The following is a 3468-nucleotide window of genomic DNA, read 5'->3' as shown; positions in this document are numbered from 1 at the left end:
TAGGCCCTGTTGACAAACTGATTGGTCCAGAGGCGGGCGGCGGCGATATGTATGAAGCCGAGATAGCTTGCTGAGGTTTTGTCGTATCGGGTTGCGAGGCGGCGCGAGCATTTGAGCTTGGCGAAGCACCGCTCAATACGGTTCCGCAAGGCGTAGGTGACGGTGTCGTGCGGGATCGGCTCTTTGCGATTGGCCTTGGCCGGGATCACTGGTGTTCCGCCACGCTCGGTGATCGTTGCCCGGATATGATCGCTGTCATAACCCCGGTCAGCCAGGAACACGCGAGCCGTCGGCAGGTCATCGTCGACCAGAGCATCGAAGCCTTTGAAGTCAGATACTTCACCTCCCGTTACTTCCGCCCGGACAGGGAGGCCGTGAGCGTTGGTAATGAGATGGATCTTGGACGTGAAGCCACCTTTTGAACGGCCAAAACCCTGTCTTTGAGTCCCCCTTTTGCGCCCGCTGCCAAGTGGTGCGCGCGGATCACGGTGCTGTCGATCATCTGGACGCTGTCTGGCGCTGCGCCGCTATCGTTGAGGGCATCGAGCACCAGTTCCCAAAGTCCGGCCAGGGTCCAGCGCCGGAACTGGCGATACACGCTCGACCACTTGCCGAACTCTTCAGGCAGATCACGCCAGGCAGCACCGGTTCGAGCAATCCAGAAAATACCATCGAGAACAAGGCGGTGGTTGGAGGCCGGGCGACCGCCTTGCCCCCGGATCGCTATCAAAAAGGGTTCAAAGAATGCCCACTCGGCATCCTCCATCAGCAACCGCGCCAAGATAACCTCCGCAAAAGCTATCTTGAATCACATCTCGCAGCGATTGTGAATCCAGTTTGTCAACAGGGCCTAGTGTAACACCATGCGATCATTTTGTTTAGTCGGTTAATGACTCACCGACGAGTGGAAGCGTGCTGAAAATAGGGTTGGACCAAGATGTTTTCAAGTTTTTTGCATTTTTTCAGAAGACATTGGGAGATGATTGCGATTGCCATCGTAATTATAGCTGCTTGGGTCAACGCAATTTATCTCGTCATACTATAAGTCATTACTAAAATCATGACTGGGTTAGGGGCCACCTTTTGCTCAACAACAAGCAATTGTGTCATAGGCCTCGATCCGCGGCGGCCTCTCTCTCTCTCTCTCTCTCTCGCATTTTGGTTAACTATGCTCATCGGCGCTGGCTAACCATTGATTTGGGCCGCAGTGGTTTTGTAAAGTCGGCAAGACATCGACGGCGGGTGCTTGGAGTGCAAGCAGAGGTGTATAAAAAGCGTCACTGGCATTTTACCGGCAAGCTTCGTTTAGACTCGTTAACCTTCGCGAATTATTAAACAGCTTTCACTATCGGTGCGCGATTCAAGGATTTATGGGGAAAACTCGAACGAGACTGGATTGTAGACGCAGTTTTTTAACGCCTGACGTCGTCCGTGATATCGCCATCTTAACGGTTGCGTATTTCATCGCAGGATATGTCGGAATCTCTCTCGCGGTACCTCCAGGCTACGCAACGATTGTATGGCCGGCGTCGGGCGTCGCGCTGTGCGGTTTGCTGCTGCGGGGAGGCAAATTGTGGCCAGGAGTTTGGCTGGGTTCATTCCTTTTCAATACTGCTAGAGATTTTGAAGCTTCGCTGGCAGTTGAGCAGAGCTTAGTCCTGTTTACAAATGCCGCGATAATAGGCGTCGGTGGTAGCTTCCAGGCATTTGCTGGGCTTTGGATGGCTAAGCGTTTCTCGGATGGCATCGAACTTTCAGATTTTCGTCAAACTGCGTTAGCTATTCTGCAGGTCATTTTCCTGCCGTGCCTCATCGCCCCCACTATTGGCGCCTTTGCACTTTTTGCTACCGGCTCGATCGGTCCGGATTTGCTCCTGCAGAATTGGCTTACTTGGTTTTTGGGCGATCTGCTTGGCGTAGCCTTAATCAGTCCCATCCTTCTGCTCTCGCGTTGGTCACCAGTTTCAATTCTGTGGTCTGGCCGCAATCTTCAGGGCGCTAGCCCTCTGGTTGCGATTAGCCTCGCGGCCACGGTGCTTATTACCTTCTATGCTTGGCAATTTCTTTCTGAGCGAGAGTTTCGTCAGGCGGAGCAAGACCTCACTGAAATGGCCGCAAACACAGATGAGGCGTTGCGGTACCGCTTGCAAATTTATCAGCGAGCGTTGGAGAGTGGGTCGACTTTCGTAGCTCTGAACGGAGAGATTACACCTTCCGTATGGCGCGAATATGTAAAACGGATGAACCTTGACCGTTCCTATCCGGGTATGCGTGGCTTCGGCGTATTCGAAGAAGTGGCGGGCGAAGACCTCGAAGACTTTAGAGGTCGTTTCGCGAATGAGTTTGGTGAGAGATTTGAAGTCCATCCACAGGCGCAAAGAGAAAGGCACTTTATAATAAACAGGATAGAGCCACTTTCGGAAAATTTAGCTGCGTTAGGCCTTGACCTAGCTTTCGAGGCGGGGCGGCGCGAGGCCATCGCACTTTCTACAAAACATGAAGCTGCAGTTCTGACGCGTCCGATCGTGCTAGTGCAAGACGCACGAAAAGGCGCTGGCTTTCTGCTAATCCTGCCTATTCTTGATGATGGCGGGAGGCCAACGGGGCGATGGATATACGCTCCTTTGGTCGCGGAAGAACTACTGAGCGTGTTGACGCCGCAACAAGGGGCGGATTTTGCCTTGCAAGTTTTCCATGGTGATGTTGGGGGGCAAGCCGATCTTCTATACGCATCTGGATGTGTCAGTGAGCATCCAAAGTTTGCACTTGAAAAGACAATCACCTTAGCCGGACAACCGTTTCTATTACGCTGGACTAGCTTGCCTGCGTTTGAGCGGAGTTCGACCTCTAGTGCTCCATTTGTTGTTCTTGTCAGCGGTCTAATGATAACCTTACTTCTTGGTGCCCTATTGATGACCTTCATCAAAAGGGAGGGCCACGTAATTCGTGAAGTTACAGAGGCAACTGCCGAACTCGCTGTGAGGTGGTGCCGGTTTCCTGGACAGGATGCTAAGCTAATCCCGACCTGATGGATTGGTACGGGAATGAAGACGACGAGAAAGCGCTACAGCGCGGATTTCAAGGCCAAGGTTGCGCTGGAAGCGATCCGGGGCGACCTGACGCTGGCGGAGCTGGCAGCCAAGCACGGTGTCCACCACACGATGATCGCATCGTGGAAGCGCCAAGCCATCGACGGGATGGCAAGCACCTTCTCCGGCGCCGGCGATACGGCCAGGGCCGTCAGCGAGAGCGAGGTGGAAAAGCTGCACGCCAAGATCGGGCAACTGGTCGTGGAGCGGGATTTTTTAGCAAAAGCCTTCGGTCGATGAGCGTGGATCGGAGGCGGGCAATGGTCGAACCTGCTCACCATCGCTTGTCGATCTCGGCGCAGTGCCGTCTGCTGCTTATCAGCCGCTCGTCCTATTACTACGCACCGGTGCCGGAAACGGACGAGACGCTGGCGCTGAT

General features: G+C 53.8%; 1 protein-coding gene and 2 pseudogenes. 2 read left to right on the top strand and 1 reads right to left on the bottom strand.

Features of this window, described 5'->3' with window-relative positions:
* Positions 1 to 766, bottom strand: a pseudogene (locus A9D15_RS16010) (IS5 family transposase); the annotation flags it as partial.
* 604 nt (positions 767 to 1370) lie between these two features.
* On the opposite strand from A9D15_RS16010, the gene A9D15_RS00310 reads away from it, so the two are divergent.
* A complete protein-coding gene (locus A9D15_RS00310) occupies positions 1371 to 3029 on the top strand; it encodes a CHASE domain-containing protein (protein ID WP_082924155.1) in 1659 nt (552 codons plus the stop codon).
* A 15-nt stretch (positions 3030 to 3044) separates the two neighbouring features.
* A pseudogene (locus A9D15_RS00305) lies at positions 3045 to 3468 on the top strand (transposase); the annotation flags it as partial.

Source organism: Croceicoccus pelagius (assembly GCF_001661915.1).
Taxonomy (GTDB): Bacteria; Pseudomonadota; Alphaproteobacteria; order Sphingomonadales; family Sphingomonadaceae; genus Croceicoccus; species Croceicoccus pelagius.
This window is presented reverse-complemented; position numbering and strand designations above follow the sequence as displayed.